The following is a 23,637-nucleotide window of genomic DNA, read 5'->3' on the forward strand; positions in this document are numbered from 1 at the left end:
ACAAATACAAATCAAAGTCTAATATTTAAAGCCTTTTCTAAAAGAAAAAAAGATAAAATAAAGCATTTAAAAATTCAAGGAAATTTTATGTTTGAAGTAGTTATAGGTCTTGAAGTTCATACTCAATTAAATACTAAAACAAAAATCTTTTGTTCATGTGCAACTTCTTTTGGAGAAGCTCCAAATACCAATGTTTGTCCCACTTGTTTGGCCTTACCAGGAGCTTTGCCTGTTTTAAATGAAGAGGTTGTAAAAAAAGCTATAGCTTTTGGAAAAGCTGTCAATGCAACAATTAATAAAAAAAGTGTTTTTAATCGTAAGAATTATTTTTATCCAGATTTACCTAAGGCTTATCAAATTTCACAATTTGATATCCCTATAGTAGAAAAGGGTGAGCTTTTTATCAATGTAAAGGGTGAAAATAAACGCATAGGTATTACAAGAGCACACTTAGAAGAAGATGCAGGTAAAAATATCCACGAAAATAATTTTTCTAAAGTGGACTTAAATCGTGCAGGAACTCCTTTGCTTGAGATTGTCAGCGAACCTGAGCTTAGAAGTAGCGATGAGGCAGTAGCTTATCTTAAAAAGCTTCATTCTATCATACGCTTTTTAGACATTTCAGATGCAAATATGCAAGAAGGAAGTTTTAGATGCGATGCAAATGTTAGTATAAGACCTAAGGGTGATACAAAACTTTATACTAGGGTAGAGATTAAAAATCTTAATTCTTTTCGTTTTATCCAAAAAGCTATAGAATATGAGGTAAAAAGACAAAGTGAGGCTTGGGAAGATGGAACTTACGAACAAGAAGTAGTTCAAGAAACCAGACTTTTTGATACAACAAATTTAGTTACAAGAAGTATGCGTGGTAAAGAAGAAGCGGCAGAATATCGCTATTTTCCAGATCCTGATTTATTGCCTGTTTTATTAAAAGATGAGTTTTTGGATATTAAAATCCCTGAACTTCCTGATGAGAAGAAAGCACGCTTTATAGACGAGCTTGGTATAAAAGAAAGTGATGCTGAGGTTTTAATCAGTTCTTTAGAAATGAGTCGTTTTTTTGAAAGTCTTATTTCTCAAAATTTAAATCCTAAGCTTTGTGTAAATTGGTTAAATACTGAACTTATGGGACTTTTAAAAGGAGAATTGACTATAGAAAATTCTCCTGTAGATGCTCAAAAGCTTGGAGTTTTAATTAAACGCATAGAAGATGGCACTATCAGTGCAAAGGCGGCTAAAGATGTTTTGGCTTTTGTATTTGAAAATACTAGTGTGGAAATTGATGAAGCTATAGAAAAGCTAGGACTTAAGCAAGTAAGTGATGACTCAGCCATAGAAGCGGTGATTGAACAAATTTTAAATGCAAATGCTGATAAGGTTGCAGAGTATAAAAGTGGTAAAGAGAAGCTTTTTGGATTTTTTGTGGGTCAAGCAATGAAAGAAGGCAAAGGAGCTTTTAATCCTGCAAAAGTAAATGAAATTTTAAAAGCAAAGCTTGGTTAATGCGTATAGCGGTTATTGGTGCGGGAAAATGGGGCAGTGCTTTACATCTAGCCTTAAAAGAAAATCACAATTGCTTTATCAGTTCTTTGCATCAGCGTGATTTAGAAGATTTTGTTAGCATAAAAGAAGCTTTAGAATGTGAATATCTTATTTTTGCTTTAAGTTCTCAAGGAATGCGTGCTTGGCTTAAAGAAAATTTTATCAACAAGGGACAAAAAATTTTAATTGCTTCAAAAGGCATAGAAGATCAAAGTTGTCAATTTTTAGATGAAATTTTTTTAGATTTTGTACCAAAAGAAAATTCTTGTGTTTTAAGTGGTCCTTCTTTTGCTGCTGAAGTAATGCAAAAACTTCCTACTGCTTTGATGATTAGTGGGATAAATCAAGAGCTTTGTAAAAAATTTGCAAGTTTTTTCCCTGATTTTATTAAAACTTATATTGATAATGATGTGCGTGGTGCTGAAATTTGTGGTGCTTATAAGAATGTTTTAGCGATTGCAAGTGGGATTAGTGATGGGTTAAAACTTGGCAATAATGCAAGAGCAGCATTGATTTCAAGAGGACTTATAGAAATGCACCGTTTTGGTAAATTTTTTGGCGCTAAAGAAGAAACTTTTTTAGGGTTAAGTGGAGCAGGGGATTTGTTTTTAACTGCAACCAGTGTTTTATCAAGAAATTATAGAGTGGGTTTAAAACTGGCGCAAAATCAAAAGTTAGATAGTATTTTAGCCGAGCTTAATGAAGTAGCAGAAGGTGTAAAAACTGCTTATGCTATAGAAAAATTAGCAAAAATGAAAGGAATTTATACACCTATTGTAAATGAAGTAGTGGCAATTTTTAAGGGTAAAAGTGTGCAAGAAGCAACGCAGAATTTATTAAAGCAAAATGATTAAGGAAAAATCATGATAATTAAAAATGCAAAAATTTATGGAGATTCTTTACAAGATATAGAGATTAAAGAAGGAAAAATTACCAATATTGGTTCTAATTTACAAGGTGAAGAAATTTTAGATGCTAAAGGTATGACTTTACTTCCATCTTTTGTGGATTTGTGTGTAAGTTTGAAAAATGATAAATTTTCTTTAGCTAATTTAGAGCTTTTAGAAAATGAGTGTCTAAAAGGAGGAATTTCTAGTATAGTTTTGCGTGATTGCATGGATTTTGATGAAGAAAGTTTTGCTTTATTTTTACAAAATTTAGCTCAAAGAAAGATGCAAATTTTTTCAAGTGTGCGGGTTAAGGATGCAAATGGCAAGCTTAAAAATTTAGCCACTCTTTTAAACAAGGGGGCTTGTGCTTTAGAGCTTGATAGCTCTTTGGATGCAAATACTTTAAAAGTAAGTTCACAATATGCTTTTATGAAAGACTCTCCAATTTTTGTGCGTTGTTATGATAAGGATTTTGATGATAATGGAGTGATGAATGATTGTGAAATGAGTTTTGAGCTAGGGCTTATAGGCATGAGTAAAATTGCTGAAACTAGCCAGATAGCTAAAATGAAAGAATTGGCTAAATTTTATAAAAATAAGGTTATTTTTGATCTTTTAAGTTTGAAAGATTCTTTAGTATTATTAGATGAAAAGGATTTAAAACTTGTAAGCATTCATCATCTTATCAAAGATGATAGTGCTTGTGAAGATTTTAATACGGCTGCGAAACTTATGCCACCTTTAAGAAGCAAAGAAGATGTTTTGGCTTTAAGAGAGGCTTTAAAAGAAGGAAAGATCAGCTTTTTAACTTCCTTGCATAGTGCAAAATCAATTTCTTTAAAAGATTTAGCTTTTGATGAAGCGGCCTTTGGAATCCATAGCGTATGCGAATTTATAAGTCTTTGCTATACTTTTTTAATCAAAGAAGGATTTTTAAATTGGCAAGAGCTTTGTCAATTTACAAGTAAAAACCCTAGTGAATTTTTAGGTTTAAATAGTGGAGTTATAGAAGTTGGCAAAGAAGCTAATCTAGTTCTTTTCGATGAGAATGAAGAAATTTTTGCTCCAAAAAGTTCTCTTTATTCTGAGGATAAACTTTTTGGAAAGATTAAAATGCATATAATTAAAGGAAAAAATATTTTAGAAAAATAAGCTTTACTTAAATTCCTAAAGATAGTTTAAATCCTAAAAATACAAGTGCTGCCATAATACCAGCGGCTGGTAAAGTGATAATCCAAGCCAATCCTATAGGCTTCATCATAATCCAATTTGCGTTTTTATTATACACTCCTATACCCAATATAGCACCTATGAGTATATGGGTGGAGCTAACAGGAATTCCAAATTGTGTAGCTAAGAGTATAACTATACTTGCACCAAGTTCTGCAGAAAATCCAGTAGTAGGGCGTATGGTTGCAAGTTTTGAACCCACTGTAGTAATCACTTCTTTACCTAAAAACCAAAGCCCTACAACTAGAGCAACTCCAAACATAGCTAAAGCGGCAAAAGGTACAGGAGAAGTCGCGTTAATTGTGCCGTTTTTTAAGACATCTAAAATCGCTGCAAAAGGACCTATAGCATTGGCTATATCATTGGCTCCGTGTGAAAATGCAAAACTAGAAGCTGTAAATATTTGAAACCATGAGAAAATTCTATCAGTAGTTTTATTAAGTTCTGTTTTTTTAACGATTTTGACTATAGCAAATGTTACAACATAACTTATAGTTCCTATAATTCCGATAATCCAAAAGTTTTGTAAAATATCTAAAGTGCTAACATTATTTAAACCTTTAAATAAAAACATTGCCGAAATGATAGCAGCAGCAATACAAGCAATGATTGGCATATGAGTTTTTAAAATAGAGTAAATATCTATATCTTTTTCTTGATCCTTAAATTCCTTCATTTTATTTCTATAGAAATTATTTTCTTGTTCTTCCTCATCTAAAGCTATAGCGGAAAGTTCTTTGATTTGTTCTTCTTGGGATTTTGTTTTTAAATTTAAAAAGTATTCTTCTTTGAATTTTTTTCTTTCTTTTTTGATATTTTTCAAATCATCATTTAGTTTTTCTGATGGTTTTAAAATTTTTTTATCAATATATGAATAAATAATATAAGCTACAATACCCCCTAAAAGAGGCGAAGCTACCCAAGAAATAGCTATTCTTAAAATTTCACTCCATTTAACCATGGAGAGTGTTTGAATCCCATCAAATTTTAAAAGCCCCATCATAATGCTAGCACCTACAATCCCACCAACTATACTGTGTGTGGTTGATACAGGTAAGCCTTTCTTGGTTGCAATAAAAATCCAAACCCCAGAGCTTAAAAGTGCAGCAAGCATAATGATAACAAAAAGCATAGGATCTAAAGAATTTGGAAAAATAACAATACCGCTGCGTATGGTCTTAGTAACTTCTGCGCCTGCGAAGATTGCCCCGCTTAGCTCAAAAACAGCTGCTATAATTAAAGCTTGTTTAATGGTTACTGTTTTTGCACCAACGCTTGTTCCAAAAGAATTGGCTACATCATTTCCACCTATATTAAATGCCATAAAAATGCCAAATATAGAAGCAAGAATAAAAAGAATCAGTTGATGTTGCGAAATATAACCAAATCCCCAAATAACAAATGCGATGGTGCTAATAATAAAAATAACAAAAGCTATGAGGTTGTCTTTTTGCATTAATAACCCTTTTTTATTTTAATTATACACTTATTTACTTTAAATTTGCTAATTTTAATTTTTAGTCTTTATGGAATTTTTATTTATATTATTTTTTTATAATAAATACTCAAACAAGAAATAATAAGGAATATAAGAATAATGAGGGGTATTTTTTATATAATAGCATTGTTTTCTTTACTCAATGCCGATGAACTTACAGAGGCTTTAGCAAAAAATAATAATCAAAATTCTTGGGAGCACTTTGATTATAAAAATACCAAAGAAGCTCCAAAAATTCAAGAAGAGAATGTGGATTTTAAAAGCACTTTTGATAGCTTGCTTTCAAAAACTTTAGAAAATAATAATGGTATAGATAAAACAGATGGGAATTTAGATTTTCAAAACGAAAACGCGCAGGTTAAAAATTTAAGTTCTCTTTATGAGGGAGAGAATAATTCTTTGCTTTTTCAAAAAGAACTTTTTGTGGCTCAAGATAATTATAATTACTCAGGGGGCTTAATCAATCGTTATGAAAAAGATGATTTTTTATTTGGAGTTAATGGTTTTATTGACAAACAAAAAGAACAAAAAGATACTAAAAGCTTTGGTGCAGAGTTTGGTTATAGTAAATTTATAAAGGCTTATAGTAATTATTACATACCCAATGAAGCAGAAAAAAATTTACAGCTTGGAATGAGTTTTGTAATTCCAACTTACACCGCTTTTGCTTTTGATATAAGTAAAGATAATGATAAAACTAATTATCAAGTATCTTACTCTCCTTATAGTGTATTTAGTTTAAATTTATTGCGTCGTGATTATAGCGCAAGAGAGAGTGTTGATGATACTGTTGTTCAAGTTGGATTTAGTTTTAATTTCAATGAAAGTTTTTTAAAGCAATTTAGAAAAAAAGATAATACTTTAGAGGAGGTTAATCGATATGATTTCCTCCAAAGAACCCATTAGTTCATTCCAGCATTATGAAATTTTTCTGGATTATCCATAGCATAGTTGAATTTTTCTCGATCAATTTGTTTATCCCAGATGGCAACGATTAAGGCTGCTACTGAATTTCCACAAAGATTTCCAACAGCCCTCATTTCAGACATAAATTTATCAACACCTAAAAGAACGCCTATAGCAGCTACTGGTAGAACTTGCGCTAAGGTTGCATTTGCTTCTGAAATTTCCATATTTCCTAGAGCTGCAAGCGTACTTCCAAGCACTATAAAACCTGATCCAGTTACACCTACTGCACCTTTTGAGGCTATCATTAATACTATTAAAATACTGATTTCGTGTGCTAAACTTAAATTTACATTGAAAGCTTGTGCTAGAAAGATTAAGCTCATAGCTAGATAAATATTTGTACAATCAAGATTAAAACTATATCCCGTTGGTAAAACAAGTCCGACTGTTGCTTTAGAAAGTCCTGCTTTTTCTAGTTTTCTCATTAAAGGAGCAAGCGCAGACTCGCTTGAACTGGTTGCAAAAACGATCAATACTTCTCTTGAGATAAATCTCATAAATTTGAAGATATTTACTTTTGCAAAATAACAAATCAGACCTAAGATTCCAAATATAAAAACAAGACATGAAATCAGCATTACTAAAAGTAAATATGCTAAGTTGATCAAAGAGCCAATTCCGTATTGAGCTATGAGTACAGCCATTGCTGAAAAGGCGGCAATAGGACTAAAATACATAATGATTTGTAGAATTTTAAAAACAAAATTTTGTACCACTTCAAAAACTCTTTGAATTGCCTGTTTATCTTCTATTCTCATTAAAGAAATAATCAAAGCAGTAATTATAGCAATAACTAAAACTTGTATGGTTTTTCCTTCTGTAAAAGGCGTGATAATATCAGTAGGCATAGCATCTTTTAAAATATGCATGATCTCAGAGCTCGCACTTACTTCTGTGGTTTGAGAAATGTATTTTTGAACGCTTTTTGTATCAAGTTGACTTGGATCAAGATTCATTCCATGGCCTGGTTGCATAACATTTGCCATAAAAATACCTATAGCAAGTGCTAAAGTACTTACAACTTCAAAGTAGATAACCGCTTTAGCGCCAATACTACCTACTTTTTTTAAACTTTCAAGACTAATGATGCCCAAAACCAAAGTAACAAAAATAATAGGACCTATAAGAACCTTTAAAGCACCTATAAAATAATCAACTCCTGGTTTGCTAGCAATGGCTAATTCTTTATCTGTATAGCCAAGTATAATACCTGTAATAATGCCTATAATCACCCAAAATCCAAGACTTTTTATAATACGTTTATATAAAGGCGGTTTTCTTTCAGCTAAAGTTTGACTTAAAGTTTCCAAGTTTATTCACTCCTTTTGATCTTTTGTGAAATATAATTTTAACAATGCGTATTGTAAATTTTAACAAAAAAACAAATCTAGAAATACTTTCTTTTATATGATATGATAATTTTTTATATAAATGTTACAAAATTTCTCATTATTTGCATTATAAAATTTAAAATATTTTTTGAAAATTTTATAATTTAGTATACTTTTTATTGTTTATTGTTAGTAATAATTCTATTTTTGATTTATTTGTTTTATTGGGATGTTTTAATTATGAAAGAAATAGTTTTATCTGAAAATGCTTTAATTACTTCTAAAACAGATCTTAAGGGGAATATCATTTATGCCAATAATGACTTTTTAAAATATGCAGGTTATAAGGTCGATGAGCTTTTGTATAAACCTCATAATATAGTAAGACATGAAGATATGCCACGTACTGTATTTAAATGTCTTTGGGATTATATTCAAAAAGGAGAAGAAATTTTTGCATTTGTAAAAAATAAAGCTAAGGATGGTAGTTTTTACTGGGTATTTGCAAATGTAAGTGCTTCATTTGATGCCAATGGAAATATCATCAATTATTATTCTGTTCGCCGTGCGCCTAATAGAAAATCTCTTTCTATAATTAAAGAAATTTATAAAATTTTACTTGAAAAAGAGCAAAAATCAGGCATTAATGCTGGAATTTCAGCTTTAATGGATATTGTAAGTTCTTATAAAATGACTTATAATGAACTTATTTTTAACTTACAAAAAAATAATTAAATAAGATATATTTAATTATTTTTTTGTATAATTTCCCCCTACAAATTAAAGCAGTGCTTCATTAAAGTATCACTTTAATTTATGACTTCAAAAAATTTTTAGTAAAAAGGGGTAAATTTATGGTTAAAAATGGATTATTATTAACTATTTTTCTAAGTGTTATCGGTGTTTTGGGTGCCATTTTTATTCATATTTATATTGGAGCGATAATTTTTATTTTAATCGCTGTTTTAATGATTTATTTGCTTAGACAACACAAAGATGAGCAAATGATGATAGATAAACTTTTGGTTCTTTGTAGAGAGTTAAAAGAAGGAAATTTTGACAATAGAATGATATATGTAAAAACAAAAAGCAAAAAATTAGCCGAAATAGCAGATAATCTTAACAATACTATTGATGGACTAGAAGCTTACTTAAGGGAAATTAATACTTCTATTTCTTGTTCTCAAAAAGGTGAATTTTATCGCAAAGCTTTGCCTGAAGGTTTAAAAGGAATTTTTGCTCATAATATCGAATTTATAAATAAAGCTTTAGCAAACATAGAAGTGACAGCAAGATCCACTTTTAAAAATGCTTTATCAAGAACTTTAATGGATTTAAGCCTTGGAAATCAAAATAAAGATATGTCTCAAATTTCTAGCTCATTAAATCAAGATATTAGCATGATGAAAAATGTATATGATACAGTTGATGCCATTACTCATACAGCTACAGAAAATGGCTCAGAGGTGGATTCTTTGCAAAGTGCTATGGGTTCTTTAATGGATGTTGTAAATTCGAGCAAGGAAACAGTGCAAACTTTTGTAGCTAATTCCCAAAATATTACTTCAGTGGTTGAAGTAATACGCGATATAGCTGATCAAACCAATCTTCTAGCTTTAAATGCTGCTATTGAAGCTGCACGTGCAGGAGAACATGGTAGGGGCTTTGCGGTTGTGGCTGATGAAGTTAGAAAGTTAGCAGAAAGAACTCAAAGATCTACAAGCGAAATTTCCATTGCAATTCAGACTATGCAACAGGATTTTGTAAATATCCAAAGTGGCAGCGATCAAGTTTTTAACATTGTTAGTGAATCTGAAGAAAGAATTAATAAATTTTCTCAAGCTTTTAAACGTCTAGAAGAAAATAGTAGTGCTCTTGGTGTTAATTTTGGATCCTTTGCAAAGAGATTGATTTTATCTGTAGTTAAAATCGATCATATTCTTTATAAATCAAATATATATTTAAATTTAAATGGAGCTCAAAATTTCAATCTTGAAAGTGTAGATCCAATTTCTAATCTTTGCCAAGATGAGAGAGCTCAAGGTGTTATTAATGAACTTAGCTCTGAAACTGAGTTAAATTTAGCTAAAGAATTTATAAAAGATAATGCTAAAAAAGCAATAGAAGAATCAAGTCAAGATTATATCGATCAAAAAGCTTATGATGCGATTGTAAATGATATTAAATCACTAGAGCAAAGAAGTGCTGAAATCTTAGCAAAATTAAAAATATAAATTAAGAGGGTGGGAAAATGTCAAGAGAAATTTTTTTACAAGAAGATAGTTTAATTACTTCTAAAACAGATTTAAAAGGTAAAATAGTTTATGCAAATGATGATTTTTTAAAGTATGCAGGTTATACCATGGGTGAAGTTTTAAATAAACCTCATAACATAGTAAGACATGAAGATATGCCAAAAACTGTTTTTAAATATTTATGGGATTATATGAGAGAGGGTAAGGAAATTTTTGCTTACGTAAAAAACAAAACTAAAGATAACAATTACTACTGGGTTTTTGCAAATGTAACTCCATCAATAGACATTAATAATAATATCATAGGCTATTATTCCGTTCGTCGTATGCCAAATAAAAGCGCTATTTCTACAATAGAAAGCCTTTATAGTGATCTTTTAAGAGTAGAACAGCAACAAGGTTTAAATAAGGGTGTTGAGATGCTTAAAAATTTCTGCAAAGATGCAGATAAAACTTATAATGAGTTAATTTTCTCTCTCCAAGAAGCTAAATAAATTTTTGTTAGACTTAAAACGAGTTTGTTTTAAGTCTAAATATTATATAATCTTTCTTTTAAAAATTCACATTTTTCAAGGCAAAATATGTTTGATGTCATTGTTATAGGTGGTGGACATGCGGGTGTTGAAGCAAGTGCTGCTGCTGCTAGAATGGGTAAAAAAACCTTACTTTTAACTACATTGATTGAGCAAATAGGAGCAGCAAGCTGTAATCCAGCTATAGGTGGGCTTGCTAAAGGGCATTTGGTAAAAGAACTTGATGCCATGGGTGGTCTTATGGGTGAAATCACTGATGAAGCGGGAATACAATTTCGCATTTTAAATGAAAGTAAGGGTGTAGCCGTTCAAGGAAGTAGGGCGCAAATTGATATGGATAAATACCGTATCATTGCACGTAATAAACTTTTAAAACTTCCAAATTTAGAAATTTCTCAAGAACAAGCGAATGCTTTAATCGTAGAAAATGATGAAGTTAAAGGCGTAAAAACAAATTTAGAAAACACATATTTTGCCAAAAAAGTGATACTTACAACAGGGACTTTTTTAAATGGACTTATTCATATAGGCGAAAATAAACTTCAAGCAGGGAGGGTAGGGGAGCTTGCTTCAGTAAATTTAGGAAATTATCTACAAACTTTGGGTTTAAAAATGGGGCGTTTAAAAACAGGAACTTGCCCAAGAGTGGATGCAAAAAGCATTGATTTTAGCGTACTTGAAATTCAAGATGGTGATGTAAACCCTAAAGCTTTTAGTTTTCGTTCAAGAAATTTTAATCCTACTCAACTTCCTTGTTATATCGCGCGCACTAATACAACTACACATGAGATTATTAAGAATAATTTTTATCGTGCTCCACTTTTTACAGGACAAATTGAAGGTGTGGGGCCAAGATATTGTCCTTCTATAGAAGATAAGATCAATCGTTTTAGCGACAAAGAAAGTCATCATCTTTTTATAGAGCCTCATACTATCGATGCAACGGAGTATTATATCAATGGTTTTTCTACTTCTTTACCTTATGAGGTACAAACTCAAATGCTGCGTTCTATAAAGGGTTTTGAAAATGCTAAAATAACCCGTTTTGGTTATGCTATAGAATATGATTATATAGAGCCAACTGAACTTAAGCATACTTTAGAACTTAAAAAGATTAAAAATCTTTATTGTGCAGGACAGATTAATGGAACTACAGGTTATGAAGAAGCTGCAGCACAAGGCTTTATAGCAGGAATCAATGCAAGTTTAAGCATAGATATGAAAGAGCCTTTGATTTTAAGGCGTGATGAAGCTTATATAGGAGTTTTAATCGATGATTTGGTAGTAAAAGGCACAAAAGAACCTTATAGAATGTTTACTTCAAGAGCGGAATTTAGACTGCTTTTAAGGGAAGAAAATGCTATACTTAGACTTGGAAAATATGGCTATGATTTAGGGCTTTTAAGCGAGCAAGATTTTACTTATATACAAAATATTGCAAACAATCTTCAAAAAGGACTTGAATTTTTACTTTCTAAAGAATTTACACCTAATAACCAAAATAATGCTTTTTTAGAGAGTTTAGGAGAAGATAAAATTTCTTCTATAGTCAATCTTCAAAAAATTGTCGCAAGAGCAAGTTTTGATATAGAAAAATTAAAAAAACTTGATCCTATGTTTGAAACTATGGATCATTACTCCTTAAGAGAGATTTTAAATGAGGCAAAGTATTATCATTATATCAGTATGCAAAAAGCTCAAGTAGAAAAAATGAAAAATCTTAGCGAGCTTAAAATTCCTGAAAATTTTGATTTTAAAAGTGTAAGCGGTTTGAGTAATGAGGTTGTAGAAAAACTTAATCATCATAAACCTCCAACCATTTTTGCTGCAAGTCAAATCAGTGGAATCACTCCTGCAGCGTTAGATATTTTACAAATTTATATCAAAATACAAAAGAAAAAAGCTTAAATGCTTGCTTTTTTTATTTTTTTATCTACTTTAGTTTTACTTTTTTGGCGTCCATGGAATTTACCTATTTGGGTATTTTCTAGCTTGGGAGCTTTTTTTGTTTTTATTTTTCAATTGGTAGATTTTAAAGATGCTTATTTTGTTTTTTCTTTGGTTTGGGATAGTTCTTTAACTTTAGTTGGGTTGATTATCCTTTCTTTTAGCTTGGAAGCTTTAGGATTTTTTGATTTTATTGCGAGTAAAATTTTGCATTTTTCTAGAGAGAAAAATCAAGAAAAAATTTATATTAGCACAAAAAAGTTGATGTTATTTTTGTTGATTTTTGTCTTTTTTCTTTCTGCATTTTTTGCTAACGATGGAGCGATTTTAATCATTACACCTATTATTATAGCTTTATTTTCAACTCTTAAAGATTGTAAAAATCATGCTTTTATTTTAAGTTCTTTTTTGCTTAGTCTTTCTTTTTTATGTGATGCAAGTTCAAATGCTTTGGTTATTTCAAATTTAACCAATATCATTACAGCAAATTATTTTAAGATAGAATTTTTAGAATTTGCTAAAAATATGTTTTTGCCAAATTTTTTGTTTTGCTTTCTACTATAGTTATGGTTTTTATGCTTTATGGGAGAGTTTTGCCTAAAAGGCTTGAATTTAAATTAGTCAAAAAAGAGCAAATTTCATTGAAATTGTTTTTTCTTTGCATAGTATTTTTACTTCTTTTTGTGATCAGTTTTTTTATAGGTGAAATTTTTGATATTAAAATAAGTTTTTTTGCTTTGCTTTGGGCGGGAATTTTTTGGCTTATTGTTTTAAAAATTCAAGGTAAAAAAAGTGTTAAAATTCTTTTTGAAGCACCTTATGGAGTTTTGCTTTTTAGTTTTGGGCTTTATATGGTGGTTTTTGCTTTACATAAAATAGGCGTGAGTGAAATTTTGGTTAAAAGCTATGCTTTTTTGATGCAAGATAAGAGTGGAATTTTTGGTGTGGCTTTGATTTCAGCTTTTGGATCTTCTGTGTTTAATAATTTGCCTATGGTTTTAATCGGCGATTTGGCATTAAAAGAATATTTTGAGAATTTTTCTTTTGATTCCTTGATGATTTATGCGCATCTTTTGGGGGTAAACATAGGCCCAAAACTTACGCCAATAGGTTCTTTGGCAACTTTGCTTTGGCTTGGAGTTTTGGCTAGAAAAGGCATTAATATTTCTTTTTGGCAATATTGTAAATTTGGCTTTTTGATAACTTTACCTGTGCTTGTTTTTTCTCTTTTTGCTCTTATTGTCTAAATATCAAAACTTGTTAAACAAAGAAAAAATTTATTTTAATTTCGATAAACTTTTAACTTGGTTAAAAAATAAAATCGAAAGGACAAGTTATGGCTACATCTGAGAGTAGACGAAGCTTTATGGGCTTTGCATTTGGAAGCGTAGCTGCTGTAGGCGGTGTTTTCTCGCTTGTTGCGATGAAAAAAACTTGGGATCCACTTCCAAGTGTCAAAGCTGCAGGTTTTACTACAGTAGATTTATCAGGAATGCAAGATGGAGAGCTTAGAACTATAGAATGGCGTAAAAAGCCTATTTTTATATTAAAAAAAGATGCGAGTATGCCAAAAGATGAAAAACGTGATGTTGTGGTAGATAACGCAGCTTATACTGTGGTTATAGGACTTTGTACGCATTTGGGTTGTATACCTGCTTACCAACCAAGCGAGCAATTGTTTAAATGTGCCTGTCATGGTGGAGAATTTGACACAAGTGGAAAAAATGTCTTTGGACCTCCTCCAAAGCCTCTTGAAATTCCTCCTTTTAAGATTGATGGAACCAAACTTGTTTTAGGTGAAGAGGGTCCTGAATATAAAAAAATGATAGCGGAGGCTTAAGATGGCACAAATTAGAAAAGCTAATGGTCTTGTAGATTGGCTTGATCAAAGACTTGCAATACATAAACTACTTGATGTTTTAATGGTAAAGTATTGGATACCAAAGCAAATTAACTTTCTTTGGGCAATGGGGGTTATTTTAACCACTCTTTTTGCAGTGCTTTTTGTTACAGGACTTTTACTTGTAATGTATTATAAACCAGATACTGCACTTGCTTTTGATAGTGTGAATAAGACTATTATGCAAGAGGTGGATTATGGATGGCTTTGGCGTCACATGCATGGTGTTGCCGCTTCTGTTGTATTTTTGATTATATACATACATATGTTAACAGGAATTTATTACGGTTCTTATAAGAAAGGTCGTGAGATGATTTGGGTTAGCGGTATGCTTTTGTTTGTTGTATTTTCTGCTGAAGCTTTTAGTGGGTATATGCTTCCTTGGGGACAAATGAGTTATTGGGCAGCTCAAGTAATCACTAATCTTTTTGGAGGGATACCATTTATTGGCCCTGAACTTGTGATTTGGATTCGTGGAGATTATGCGGTTTCTGATCCAACTTTAACAAGATTTTTTATGCTTCATGTGTGCTTGCTTCCTATAGTTATCATTGCTATTATAGCATTTCACTTCTATTCTTTAAGAATTCCTCATGTTAATAATGAAATTTCTGAAGAACTTGACTTTGACTTAGAGGCTGAAAAGTACATGGCAGGTGACACAAAGGGTTCTAAAGTGATTCCTTTTTGGCCAGGATTTTTATCAAAAGATTTTATGTATATAAGCTTTTTTATGATTTTCTTCTTTTATTTAGTCTGTTTTAAATTTGAATTTGCAATGGATCCAATTAATTTTGATCCGGCTAATGCGCTTAAAACACCAGCTCATATTTATCCTGAGTGGTATTTCTTATGGAGTTATGAAGTTTTAAGAGGATTTTTCTTTGATATTGCAGGTATTAAAGCTTTTGATATAGGTTTGGCTGCATTTGGTATTGCTCAAGTGATTTTCTTCTTGCTTCCTTGGCTTGATAGAAGTGATGTTGTAAAACCAGCCCATGAAAGACCTTTATTTTTCATTTGGTTTTGGATATTGCTTATTGATTTAATTGTTTTAACAGTTTATGGAAAATTACCTCCAACAGGTGTAAATGCTTGGGTAGGATTTTATGCTTCTATAGTATTTTTACTTTTACTTATTGTAGTTTTACCGGTTATTACTATTATGGAGAGAAAAGGAGCTAAACAATGAGAGAAATAAAAATATTTTTAGTTGTGGTAGTTTTTACTGCGCTTGTATATTGGGGGGTAGAGCCTTATGCTCATTCAGTGATGAAACCTCATGTTGCTCCTGCAAATTTTGATTTTGCTGTTGAAGATACTACTTTTGCAAAAGGTATAGTTGAAGCTAAAGAATTAGCTCTAAAAGATGCACAAGCTTCAGGAGATGCTAAAAGAATAGAGAGTGCAAACAAAGAACTTGAAAAAGCAAAAGAAGAATTAAGCAAAGTTGAAACACTTTGGGCAGATGTTGCAAAGATCGATTTTGCTAAGGGTGATGCAAAAAAAGGTAAAGAATTTTTTGAAAATAACTGTTTTGCATGTCATGGTGTAAAAGAAGATGGAATAGCAGCTAATATCACCGATTCTTCTATGGGAGTAATACCACCTGATCTTAGTGCAGCTGGTGCTATTTTTGATGAAAAATTTTTAGCAGCTTTGATTATGCATCCTGCGCTTGCTTTAAAAGTAGATCATAAATTTGGTGATGCTTTTATTATGACAGCTTACAATAAAGATACTTCAGGAGAAAGTGAAGAAGCTACAAATGCAAATATAGCCAATGTAATTGCTTATCTTAAAGATGTGAGTGTTAAATTTGAAACCAATGAAGATGCTACTATTAAGAAAGATGTTGAGGCAAAATATGCTAAAATGGAAAATAGTGCTCAAAAAGCGGCTTTAATGGAAAAAGATATAAAATTTGCTAAAGATAAAGCAACTTTTATTGAGGCTTGCGGACGTTGTCATGATATGAAATACGATAGCTTTTTTACTCCATCAAATCAAAATGATTTAAAAACTTATTTAGGTTCTGTTCCGCCTGATCTTTCTATGATGATAAGATCTCGTGGTGAGCAATATTTACATGATTTTATTAATAACACTCAAAAACTTCTTCCAGGAACCGCTATGCCAAGAGTAGGTTTAACAGAAGCTGCACAGGCTAAGGTTGTATCTTATATTGATCAAGTGGGTGATAGCAAAAAAGAAGAAAGAAAAACTACAGGAATTTATGTAATGATATTCTTTGTAATTTTAAGTATTTTTGCTATAGGTTGGAAGCGTTCTGTTTGGTCTAAATTACATTAATATTACATTTTTTGCCATTATTTAATGATAATGGCAAAAATCTTATTTTTTCTTCATTTTTATTAATTTTTAATATTTAAAGAGAGATACTTCAAAATATAATTATTTTAGAATTTAGGAGTATTTTATGTTAGAAAAAACTTTAATCAAATCTATTTTAAAAAAATGGGATTATGGGGATTTTAGAGTTGTTTTTTGGGATAAAGAAGAATTTTTTATCGGAAACAAACCTGCTAAATTTTCTTTAATTTTTAAAGAAAAAATTCCTTTTTTGGAGTTATTTGGTGATACAAGTTTGGTTTTTGCAAGACATTATATGCAGGCAAAACTTGACATAGAGGGCGATTATGATGAAATGGCTAGGGTATTATATTATTTTTCTAATCAGCAATTTTTTAAAACCAAAAAAGATGTATTGAGTAAAATAACTCAAAAGCAAGAAAGTAAAAATATCAAAAGTCATTATGATATAGGTAATGATTTTTATAAGCTTTGGCTTGATGATACTATGAGCTATTCTTGCGCTTATTTTAAAGAGCCTAATAATACTCTTTATGAAGCTCAAATTAACAAAATAGAACATACCCTTAAAAAACTTGATTTAAAAGAAGGAGAAAAGCTTTTAGATATAGGTTGTGGCTGGGGTTGGCTTTCTATTATGGCGGCTCAAAAGTATGGAGTTAAGGTTGTTGGAATTACTATTTCAGAGGAGCAGTGTAAAAAAGCTAAGGAAAGAGTAAAAGAACTTGGTCTTGAAGATAAAATAGAAATAAGACTTCAAAATTATCAAGATTTAGAATTTGAAAATTATTTTGATAAAGTTGTTTCTGTGGGTATGTTTGAACATGTAGGTAAAGAGAATTTAGGACTTTATTTCATGAAAGTAAAACAAGTGTTAAAACCTGGAGGTTCTATGCTTTTACATTCTATTTTAGCCATGTTTGAAGGAAAAACAAATGCTTGGATAGATAAATATATTTTTCCAGGAGGATATTTACCTTCTTTAAGAGAGGTTGTAAGTGCTATGAGCGAGTGGGATTTTCATCTTCTTTTAGCAGAAAGTTTAAGAATGCACTATGCAAAAACTTTAGATTTATGGGATGAAAATTTTAACAAAGTATTAGACAAGGTAAGGGAAAAATATGATGAAGAATTTATAAGAATGTGGGATTTGTACCTTCGTTCTTGTGCCTCTGCTTTTCGTGTTGGAAGCGTGGATTTGTTTCAATTTTTAATCACAAAAGAAATCAATAATAATCTAAGTCTTACCAAGGACTATATATATAAGTAAAAACTAAACTTAAATTTGATAAAATCTTAGCTTCATTTCACACACATCAATCCTTTTTAGCTTGTGTAAATTAAGGGATGTGGAGGAATAAAGCTAAATTTATAAGGAGAAACTCATGGTTAGTATGAGAGATTTATTAGAATGCGGTGTGCATTTTGGACACCAAACAAGACGCTGGAATCCAAAGATGAAAAAATTCATTTTTGGCGAGAGAAAAGGTATTTATGTAATTGATTTACAAAAAACTTTAAGATATTTTAGATATACCTATAATATCGTTCGTGACGCTGCTGCTGAAGGAAAAACTATACTTTTTGTTGGGACAAAAAAACAAGCAGGTGGAGCGATTAAAGAATACGCTGAAAAATGCGGTATGCCTTATGTAAATCATAGATGGCTTGGCGGTATGATGACAAATTTTGGTACCATTCGCCAATCAATTAGAAAATTAGAAGTAATTGAAAAAATGGAAGAAGATGGAAGTATTAAACTTTTAACTAAAAAAGAAGCTTTAATGCTTACAAGAAAAAAAGAAAAATTATTAGCTTATTTAGGTGGAATTCGTTATATGAAAACTCAACCTGATATGATTTTTGTTATTGACACAGTAAAAGAAAAAATTGCTGTTCAAGAAGCAAATAGATTAAGAATTCCTGTTGTAGCTCCACTAGATACAAACTGCGATCCTGACTTGGTAACTTATCCTATTCCAGGAAATGATGATGCAATCCGTTCAGTGCAACTTTTCTGCCAAGAAATGGCTGAAGCGATTAATGAAGGAAAAGCTTTAAGAGAACAAGATGGCGAAGCTTTAGCAAATGAAGAAAAAGAAATCACCGATGAAGAGAAAAAAGAAGTTTTAGATGAAGCGATGAGCGAAGAAGACTTCGGTGAGGAGCAAGAATAATGGCTGAAATTACTGCTGCAATGGTAAAAGAACTCCGCGAAAGTACAGGCGCGGGGATGATGGATTGTAAAAATGCTTTGAGTGAAACTAATGGAGATTTTGATAAAGCAGTACAACTTTTAAGAGAAAAAGGTTTAGGTAAGGCTGCTAAAAAAGCAGATAGACTTGCTGCAGAAGGTTTAGTAAGTGTAAAAGTAAGTGATGATTTTACAAGTGCAACTGTAAGTGAGATTAATTCCGAAACAGATTTTGTGGCAAAAAATGATCAGTTTATCGCTTTAACAAAAGATACCACAGCCCATATTCAAAGTAATAGCTTACAAAGTGTGGAAGAACTTCATTCAAGCATAATCAATGGCGTAAAATTTGAAGAATATTTAAAAAGTCAAATTGCAACTATAGGAGAAAACTTAGTTGTAAGAAGATTTGCAACTTTAAAAGCAGGTGCTAACGGCGTTGTAAATGGTTATATCCATACAAATGGCCGTGTTGGTGTTGTGATCGCTGCAGCTTGTGATAGTGCTGAAGTGGCTTCAAAATCAAGAGATTTGTTAAGACAAATTTGTATGCATATTGCAGCAATGAGACCAAGTTATTTAAGTTATGAAGATTTGGATATGACTTTTGTTGAAAATGAATACAAAGCTTTGGTTGCTGAACTTGAAAAAGAAAATGAAGAAAGACGCAGACTTAAAGATCCAAATAAACCTGAACATAAAATTCCTCAATTTGCAAGTCGCAAACAATTAAGCGATGCAATTTTAAAAGAAGCTGAAGAAAAAATCAAAGAAGAGCTTAAAGCTCAAGGTAAACCTGAAAAAATTTGGGACAATATTATCCCGGGTAAAATGAATAGTTTTATAGCTGATAATTCTCAACTCGATAGCAAACTTACTTTAATGGGTCAGTTTTATGTGATGGATGATAAAAAAACTGTAGAACAAGTGATCGCTGAAAAAGAAAAAGAATTTGGCGGAAAAATTAAAATTGTTGAATTCATTTGCTTTGAAGTTGGTGAAGGTTTAGAAAAGAAAACTGAAGATTTTGCGGCTGAAGTTGCTGCACAACTTTAAAAACGGTTAAAAATGGAACTCTTAAGAGTGGAAAATTTAAGCCATAGTTTTGATTATCCGCTTTTTGAGGGTTTAAATCTTACTTTAAATACTAAAGATTGCATTGCTATTCAAGGGAGCAGCGGTTGTGGTAAATCTACTCTTTTGCATATACTTTCTTCTTTATTGATTCCAAAAAAAGGTGAAGTTTTTTTTAAAGGTTCTAGTCTTTATCAGATAGATGAAAACGAAAGATTAAAAATTCGCCGTTATGATTTTGGTATTATTTTTCAGACACATTATCTTTTTAAAGGTTTTTCAGCTTTAGAAAATATCGAACTTGCTAGTGTTTTATCAGGTCAAGATTTAGATGAGAAAATTTTAAAAAGGTTAGGTATTGATACGCTTTTGCATCAAAAAATAGGAAAGCTTAGCGGCGGACAACAACAGCGTGTGAGTATCGCGCGTGTGCTTTGTAAAAAACCAAAGATTATTTTTGCTGATGAAGCAACTGGAAATTTGGATTTTGATAATGCTAAAAATGTTATCGAGCTTTTAATATCCTATGTTAAAGAAAATGATGCAGCTTTATTTTTTGTAACTCACGATAGCAAGCTTGCAAGTTTTTGTGATAAAACTTATACTATAAACGCCAATGGAATTTGTTAATTATTTAGGTGATAAAAATGTTGTAACTTTTATGTTGCTTCTTGCTAGAATGAGTGGTCTTATAGTTTTTTTTCCTTTTTTTTCACATAATTCTATTCCTATGGTGATAAAAAGTACTATAGTTTTATTTTTGACTATGTATTTATATCCTTTGGCTAGATTAGAATCTTTGCATTTAGATAGTTTTTTTGTTTTGCAGCTTATTAGTGAAGTGATTTTTGGAATGATAGCAGGATTAATGCTTCAAATTATTTTTGCTATTATTATGATGGCAGGTGAGCAGATTGCTTTTACTATGGGATTTACTATGGCAAGTATATTAGATCCAAGTTCTGGAACGAGTATGCCTATCACATCTCAAATTTTAAATTTGCTTGCTTTGATGTTTTTTCTTGCTTTTGATGGCCATCATTTAATGCTTTTGTTTTTAAGTCATTCTTTGGGTTATATTAGTTTAGGTGGATTTTATCCGCATGAGAATTTAATGCATTATCTAAATATGGGTATGTTTAATATTTTCATCATAGGTTTTACTATGAGCTTTCCTATACTTGGAATTTCACTTTTAGCTGATGTTATTTTTGGACTTTTGATGAAAACAATGCCACAATTTAATCTTTTAGTTATTGGATATCCTATAAAGATAGCTTTAGGCTTTGTAGTTTTGATTGCTATTTTACTAGTTATGATGCAATATTTTAAAAATTTAATTTTAGAACTTTTTACTCATATGCAAACTCTTTTTTTCTCCTAAGGAAAGGATAAATGAAATTATCGTAAAATAGTGATTATTTTTCAAGGATTAAAGTGATGAAAATTTTACTTTTAAATGAAAACCCTGTAGTTTCAAGACTTGTAAGCCTTAGTGCTAAAAAAATGTCTTATGATTTTGAAGAACTTAATGCTTATAGTGAAAATTTGGGTAATTATGATGTGATTGTTGTAGATAGTGATACTCCAGCACCTTTAAAAATTCTTAAAGAAAAATGCGATAGATTGATTTTTTTAGCTCCGCGAAACCAAAATGTAGAAGATATAGATGCGCAAATTTTACAAAAACCTTTTTTACCTACAGATTTTTTAAATTTACTTAATAATAAAGATGTAAACAAACATACACCTATTGATTTGCCAATGTTAAGCAATGATGAAAATCCTTATGCTGATATAAGCTTGGATTTAGATAATTTAAATTTAGATGATTTGCCTGATGAAAATTCTTTAGATATAAATTCAGAGGGAGTGAAAGATTTGAGTTTTGATGATGATGCTCAAAATGATAATGCAAACAAAGCTTTAGAAACTCAAAATTTAGAAGATGAAAATTTAGAACAAGAAACAACTAAAGAACAGACTCAAGAAGACATTCAAGCTGATTTAGATTTAACTTTGGAAGATGGCGGAAGCGAAAAAGAAGACTTAAGCCAAGAACATACAGCTTTAGATACTGAACCTAGTTTAGATGATAAAAATGATGAAGATTTAGAAATCAAAGAAGATGACAAAAATGAAGAAATAGAAAAGCAAGAATTATTAAACGATTCTAAAACAAATACATTAGAAATGCAAGAAGAGCTTAACGCTCAAGATGATAATGCAAACAAAGCTTTAGAAACTCAAAATTTAGAAGATGAAAATTTAGAACAAGAAACAACTAAAGAACAGACTCAAGAAGACATTCAAACTGATTTAGATTTAACTTTGGAAGATGGCGAAAGCGAAAAAGAAGACTTAAGCCAAGAACATACAGCTTTGGATTCTGAGCCTAGTATAGATGAACTAGATGATAAAAATGATGAAGATTTAGAAGATAACAAAGAATTGCAAGCTAATATAAGCGACTTTGATGATCTTCCTATGGTCGAAGAGCAAGAAAAAGAAATGGATTTTGATGATATTCCTGAGGATGCTGAATTTTTAGGTCAAGCAAAAGATAATGAAGAATCAGAGGAAATTTTAGAGGAGTTTACTCCTGTTGTGGAAGAAGATGTTCAAGATGAAATGGATGATTTTATTTCAAATTTGAGCACTCAAGATCAAATCAAAGAAGAACTAGCTCAACTTGATGAGCTTGATTATGGTATTGATAGTGATAATAGTAGCAAGATTTTAGAAGATTTTAAAGATGAGCCAATTTTAGACGATAAAGAATTAGGAACAAATGAAGAGGAAGTGGTTGTGCCAAATTTAAATATAAGTGATTTTGATGCATTGAAAGAAAGTGATATACAAGAAGCTCTTGGAGAGGAAATTGTAGAAAAAAATGAAGAGCCTATAGTAAGTAATGCAACTAAAGATGATAATAGTGAAGAGATAGTTAATGAGCTTAGCCAAAGTATAGTAGGAGCGATCACTTCAAGTATTAAGGATGATACCTTAAAAGCTGCTCTTAAGGGTATGAATATGAATATAAATATAAACATTAGTTTTAAAGAGGATTAAAATTGCAAGGTTTTATTTTGTTGATTTCAGGTCCTAGTGGAGCTGGAAAATCAACTCTTTTAAAAAAACTTTTTGATGAATTTGAAGATGAGCTTTATTTTTCTATTTCTTCAACAACTCGCAAACCAAGAGAGGGTGAAAAAAATGGAATACATTATCATTTTATATCTCATGAAGAATTTCAAAAAGGTATAGATGGTGATCATTTTTTAGAATGGGCTAAAGTGCATGAAAATTTTTATGGCACTTCTTTAAAGCACACTCAAGATGCTTTAGATAATGGAAAAATAGTTGTTTTTGATATTGATGTGCAAGGATTTAAAATAGCCAGACAAAAAATGGCTGATAAGATTGTTTCTGTTTTTATTACTACAAAAAATAAAGATGAGTTAAAAAAAAGACTTATTAAGCGAAATACTGATACAATAATACAACTAGAAAAAAGATTACAAAACGCTAGTGATGAAATGAAAGAGCTTAGCGACTATGATTATCTTATCATTAATGATGAGCTAAAGCAAAGCTATGAAGCATTGCGAGCGATTTTAATTGCCCATAAATTTAGAACCAAAGGGCAGAATCTAGGACAAATTCAAAATATTTGGAATGAAGGAGAATAAAATGGGTGGTTGGTCAAGTCCAAGTCATTGGTTGATTATTTTATTGATTGTTGTATTGCTTTTTGGAGCAAAAAAAATTCCAGAACTTGCAAAGGGTTTAGGCAAAGGTATTAAAACTTTTAAAGATGAAATGAATAATGATGATGAAGTAGCAAAAAATACTCAAAAAATAGAAGAAAACAAAAATACAACTAATAATACAAATGCTGATGCAAGTATAGACGAAACAAAAAAAGCTTAAGGTT

The 23,637-nt window shown here is 30.8% G+C and carries 21 protein-coding genes and 1 pseudogene; 20 read left to right on the forward strand and 2 right to left on the reverse strand.

The features are described from left to right. The first annotated feature begins 87 nt into the window (after positions 1–87). From gatB to AJ932_RS04425, 3 genes are read left to right on the forward strand one after another with little or no spacing between them, the layout of a single operon-like run. Positions 88–1,506: an Asp-tRNA(Asn)/Glu-tRNA(Gln) amidotransferase subunit GatB gene (gene gatB / locus AJ932_RS04415; RefSeq protein WP_044780087.1), complete on the forward strand. Its 1,419-nt coding sequence runs from the start codon at positions 88–90 to the stop codon at positions 1,504–1,506. Next, complete coding sequence (locus AJ932_RS04420) at positions 1,506–2,399, forward strand: NAD(P)H-dependent glycerol-3-phosphate dehydrogenase (RefSeq protein ID WP_070278209.1); 894 nt, start codon at positions 1,506–1,508, stop codon at positions 2,397–2,399. The genes gatB and AJ932_RS04420 overlap by 1 nt, the downstream gene beginning before the upstream one ends. A gap of 9 nt (positions 2,400–2,408) precedes the next feature. Beyond that, positions 2,409–3,587, forward strand: a complete 1,179-nt coding sequence (locus tag AJ932_RS04425) for a metal-dependent hydrolase (RefSeq protein ID WP_002905840.1) — start codon at positions 2,409–2,411, stop codon at positions 3,585–3,587. Between the two features lie 7 nt (positions 3,588–3,594). Here the strand turns inward: AJ932_RS04425 and AJ932_RS04430 are convergent, their stop codons facing one another. Next, entirely contained in the window at positions 3,595–5,121 is a 1,527-nt protein-coding gene (locus AJ932_RS04430) for an inorganic phosphate transporter (protein WP_002852729.1), read from the reverse strand. Between the two features lie 141 nt (positions 5,122–5,262). On the opposite strand from AJ932_RS04430, the gene AJ932_RS04435 reads away from it, so the two are divergent. Further along, positions 5,263–6,069: an inverse autotransporter beta domain-containing protein gene (locus AJ932_RS04435; protein WP_070278207.1), complete on the forward strand. Its 807-nt coding sequence runs from the start codon at positions 5,263–5,265 to the stop codon at positions 6,067–6,069. Here AJ932_RS04435 and AJ932_RS04440 read toward each other — a convergent pair. Continuing rightward, positions 6,066–7,442 carry a cation:dicarboxylate symporter family transporter gene (locus AJ932_RS04440; protein ID WP_044779083.1) on the reverse strand — a complete coding sequence of 459 codons (1,377 nt, stop codon included), beginning with the start codon at positions 7,440–7,442 and terminating at the stop codon, positions 6,066–6,068. The genes AJ932_RS04435 and AJ932_RS04440 overlap by 4 nt on opposite strands. Positions 7,443–7,703: 261 nt before the next feature. On the opposite strand from AJ932_RS04440, the gene cetC reads away from it, so the two are divergent. The 16 genes and pseudogenes from cetC to AJ932_RS04520 all read left to right on the forward strand — a co-directional run bounded on the left by cetC (position 7,704) and on the right by AJ932_RS04520 (position 23,633). Then, positions 7,704–8,198, forward strand: a complete 495-nt coding sequence (gene cetC / locus AJ932_RS04445) for an energy taxis response protein CetC (RefSeq protein ID WP_044780084.1) — start codon at positions 7,704–7,706, stop codon at positions 8,196–8,198. Positions 8,199–8,950: 752 nt separating this feature from the next. Continuing rightward, positions 8,951–9,697, forward strand: a complete 747-nt coding sequence (locus AJ932_RS11020) for a methyl-accepting chemotaxis protein (protein ID WP_374700111.1) — start codon at positions 8,951–8,953, stop codon at positions 9,695–9,697. Between the two features lie 17 nt (positions 9,698–9,714). Then, complete coding sequence (gene cetB / locus AJ932_RS04455) at positions 9,715–10,212, forward strand: bipartate energy taxis response protein CetB (protein ID WP_044780082.1); 498 nt, start codon at positions 9,715–9,717, stop codon at positions 10,210–10,212. Positions 10,213–10,299: 87 nt separating this feature from the next. Then, entirely contained in the window at positions 10,300–12,159 is a 1,860-nt protein-coding gene (mnmG, locus tag AJ932_RS04460; RefSeq protein ID WP_044780081.1) for a tRNA uridine-5-carboxymethylaminomethyl(34) synthesis enzyme MnmG, read from the forward strand. Then, positions 12,160–13,445: pseudogene (locus AJ932_RS04465) on the forward strand (arsenic transporter). Positions 13,446–13,534: 89 nt separating this feature from the next. Continuing rightward, positions 13,535–14,038, forward strand: coding sequence for a ubiquinol-cytochrome c reductase iron-sulfur subunit (petA, locus tag AJ932_RS04470; RefSeq protein ID WP_002852880.1), 504 nt, complete (start codon positions 13,535–13,537; stop codon positions 14,036–14,038). A 1-nt stretch (position 14,039) separates the two neighbouring features. Beyond that, positions 14,040–15,290: a cytochrome b gene (locus tag AJ932_RS04475; RefSeq protein WP_002861894.1), complete on the forward strand. Its 1,251-nt coding sequence runs from the start codon at positions 14,040–14,042 to the stop codon at positions 15,288–15,290. Beyond that, the gene (locus AJ932_RS04480; protein ID WP_053872767.1) at positions 15,287–16,411 is read left to right on the forward strand and encodes a cytochrome c1; all 1,125 of its coding nucleotides are present in this window, start codon (positions 15,287–15,289) and stop codon (positions 16,409–16,411) included. The genes AJ932_RS04475 and AJ932_RS04480 overlap by 4 nt, the downstream gene beginning before the upstream one ends. A 127-nt stretch (positions 16,412–16,538) precedes the next feature. After that, positions 16,539–17,702: an SAM-dependent methyltransferase gene (locus tag AJ932_RS04485; RefSeq protein WP_002861892.1), complete on the forward strand. Its 1,164-nt coding sequence runs from the start codon at positions 16,539–16,541 to the stop codon at positions 17,700–17,702. 115 nt (positions 17,703–17,817) lie between these two features. After that, on the forward strand, positions 17,818–18,609 hold the full coding sequence (gene rpsB / locus AJ932_RS04490) for a 30S ribosomal protein S2 (protein WP_002853455.1): 792 nt from the start codon (positions 17,818–17,820) through the stop codon (positions 18,607–18,609). Beyond that, complete coding sequence (gene tsf, locus AJ932_RS04495) at positions 18,609–19,682, forward strand: translation elongation factor Ts (RefSeq protein WP_002866193.1); 1,074 nt, start codon at positions 18,609–18,611, stop codon at positions 19,680–19,682. Before rpsB ends, tsf begins: the two co-directional genes overlap by 1 nt. Positions 19,683–19,694: 12 nt before the next feature. Beyond that, entirely contained in the window at positions 19,695–20,330 is a 636-nt protein-coding gene (locus AJ932_RS04500; RefSeq protein ID WP_070278205.1) for an ABC transporter ATP-binding protein, read from the forward strand. After that, entirely contained in the window at positions 20,317–21,084 is a 768-nt protein-coding gene (fliR, locus tag AJ932_RS04505; RefSeq protein ID WP_002855878.1) for a flagellar biosynthetic protein FliR, read from the forward strand. The genes AJ932_RS04500 and fliR overlap by 14 nt, the downstream gene beginning before the upstream one ends. Positions 21,085–21,140: 56 nt before the next feature. Then, positions 21,141–22,772 carry a highly acidic protein gene (locus tag AJ932_RS04510; RefSeq protein WP_070278203.1) on the forward strand — a complete coding sequence of 544 codons (1,632 nt, stop codon included), beginning with the start codon at positions 21,141–21,143 and terminating at the stop codon, positions 22,770–22,772. Positions 22,773–22,774: 2 nt separating this feature from the next. After that, complete coding sequence (gene gmk, locus AJ932_RS04515; protein WP_002866189.1) at positions 22,775–23,392, forward strand: guanylate kinase; 618 nt, start codon at positions 22,775–22,777, stop codon at positions 23,390–23,392. A gap of 1 nt (position 23,393) precedes the next feature. Further along, a complete protein-coding gene (locus AJ932_RS04520; RefSeq protein WP_002852866.1) occupies positions 23,394–23,633 on the forward strand; it encodes a twin-arginine translocase TatA/TatE family subunit in 240 nt (79 codons plus the stop codon). Positions 23,634–23,637 lie beyond the last annotated feature (4 nt).

It is taken from the genome of Campylobacter sp. BCW_6873, assembly GCF_001762365.1.
Classification (GTDB): domain Bacteria; phylum Campylobacterota; class Campylobacteria; order Campylobacterales; family Campylobacteraceae; genus Campylobacter_D; species Campylobacter_D jejuni.